The following is a 2,402-nucleotide window of genomic DNA, read 5'->3' on the forward strand; positions in this document are numbered from 1 at the left end:
CTGGGGCTCGGGCTGGGGTGGCTGCTGCGGCCGCTCCACCGGTCGCCACCCCGGCGGCCGAGCCGGTCGCCACCCCTGCCGCCGAGCCACCGACGCCTCCGAGGAAGCCTCTTCTGGTGATGCCCTCGCACGTCTCGCTCATACCGCCCGCCTTTCATGGATGTGAATGACGTTCAGATGCGCATGGGACGTGAGCATGGCACGCACCGCCGGTGGACGTGAAGAGTCATGCACCAACTACACAGAGCAGCGACGACCGCTCAACGGCAGGAGGCTGTAGCGGAGAGTGCCTCAGTCGGCGTCGCGTTGGGTCAGATGTGTGAACGCGTCCAGATTGCGGGTCGACTCACCGCGGGACACGCGCCACGCGTACTCCTTGCGGATCGCGGACGCGAAACCGAGCTCCAGGAGCGTGTTGAAGGAACCGTCGGCGGCCTCCAGGACCGAGCCGAGGAGCCGGTCGATCTCGTCGGCGGTGACGGAGGACAGCGGAAGCTTGCCGGTCACGTACACGTCTCCGAGCGGGTCGATCGCGTAACTCACCCCGTAGAGCCTGAGGTTGCGCTCCAGGAGCCAGCGGTGGACGCCCTCCTCGTTCTCGTCCGGGTGGCGGATGACGAAGGCGTTCAGGGAGAGCGCGTGCCTGCCGACGATCAGCGAGACGGTCGTGGACAGCTTGCGGGTGCCGGGGAGCTTCGCGACGTAGTTGCCGGGCTCGGGGCTCTCCCACTCCAGCTCGGCCTCGGTGAGGACCTGCTCGATGATCGATGCTGCGTCAGCCATGGGGCGAGCGTACGGGATCGGCTTTCTCAGCCGTGGTGCGTGCGCAGCCCGCGGCGGTGGGTGTGCATCGCCGCCGTGTAGACGTCCGCCGTGGCGGCGGCGGCCGTGTCCCAGCCGAAGGACTCCGCGTGCCGGGCGGCGGCCGCGCCCATACGGGTCGGCAGTCCGGGATCGTCGGCGAACCCGCGCAGCACGCGCGCGTAGTCGGCGGGATCGTGCCCCTGGACGAGGAACCCGGTGTGCCCGTCGCGTACGGCGACGGGGAGCCCGCCGACCGCGGCCGCGAGCACCGGCGTACCGGCCGCCTGGGCCTCGATGGCGACGAGCCCGAAGGACTCGCTGTACGACGGCATGACCAGCACGGACGCCGCCCGGAACCAGTCCGCGAGCTGCTCCTGCCCCACGGGCGGCCGGAACCGCACCACGTCCGCGATACCGAGCCGCGCGGCCAGCTTCTGCAGCCCCTCCGGCTTGGCGAGCCCGCTGCCGCTGGGGCCGCCCACGACGGGTACGACGATGCGGGAGCGCAGCTCGGGACGCTCGTCCAGGAGGACGGCGACCGCGCGCAGCAGCACGTCCGGGGCCTTCAGGGGCTGTATGCGGCCCGCGAAGAGCGGGACGAGCGCGTCCTGCGGGAGGCCGAGACGGGCCCGGGCGGCGGCACGGCCGTCGGCGGGACGGAAGCGGTCGAGGTTCACGCCCGGGTGGACGACGGCGACCTTGTCCGGATCGGCCACGTAGTGCCGTACGAGTTCGTCGGCCTCCCCGGAGGTGTTGGCTATGAGCCGGTCGGCGGCGCGCACTATCTGGGTCTCGCCGATGACGCGGGCCGCGGGTTCGGGGGTGTCCCCATCGGCGAGCGCCGCGTTCTTGACCTTGGCCATGGTGTGCATGGCGTGCACGAGGGGCGCGCCCCAGCGCTCGGCGGCGAGCCAGCCGACGTGGCCCGAGAGCCAGTAGTGCGAGTGCACGAGGTCGTAGTAGCCGGGGCGGTGACCGGCCCAGGCCTGCATGACACCGTGCGTGAACGCGCACAGCTGGGCCGGCAGGTCCTCCTTGGCCAGCCCCTCGTAGGGCCCGGCGTCGACATGCCGTACGAGCACGCCCGGTGAGAGCTCGACGACCGGCGGGAGCGCGGCCGTGGTCGCCCTGGTGAAGATCTCGACCTCGATGTTGATCGCGGCGAGGCGCTGCGCGAGTTCCACGATGTAGACGTTCATACCGCCGGCGTCACCCGTGCCGGGCTGGTGCAGCGGTGAGGTGTGCACGGAGAGCATCGCGACCCGGCGGGGCTTCCGGTGGGGCAGCCTCAGTCGCGGGGGTGCCGCTGGGGAGCGCCGTCCGAGCCTGCTGACGTAGTGGCTCACGAGGCGTTCCTCCTTGGGGCGGGCGGCCGTACTGCGGACATGCGTACGAAGGGCCACCGGGGCCCTCTGGAGGGAGGCAACGCCGGAGGCGTCCGCTCCATTTCCGCTTTGCCGAATTATTACCGAGACTCGCTCAACCGTTCGGTCCGTTTCGGGGCGCGCTTCGGGGGCGCGCAACCGAAGGGGCACGGCGAACTGCGCGACCGGCCCGGGCGCCCGGGGGCTGCACCCCGCCCACTTACCCTCATACGC

The 2,402-nt window shown here is 71.4% G+C and carries 2 protein-coding genes; both read right to left on the minus strand.

Annotation, left to right across the window (positions count from 1 at the left end):
* Positions 1-291 precede the first annotated feature (291 nt).
* Entirely contained in the window at positions 292-783 is a 492-nt protein-coding gene (locus FNH04_RS44855) for a type III secretion system chaperone family protein (RefSeq protein WP_152791976.1), read from the minus strand.
* Between the two features lie 26 nt (positions 784-809).
* Positions 810-2,150 (minus strand): D-inositol-3-phosphate glycosyltransferase, encoded by a 1,341-nt coding sequence (gene mshA / locus FNH04_RS44860; RefSeq protein ID WP_322725678.1) that lies wholly within the window; start codon positions 2,148-2,150, stop codon positions 810-812.
* Between the last annotated feature and the right edge of the window lie 252 nt (positions 2,151-2,402).

Source organism: Streptomyces phyllanthi (assembly GCF_009377205.1).
GTDB classification, from domain to species: domain Bacteria; phylum Actinomycetota; class Actinomycetes; order Streptomycetales; family Streptomycetaceae; genus Streptomyces; species Streptomyces phyllanthi.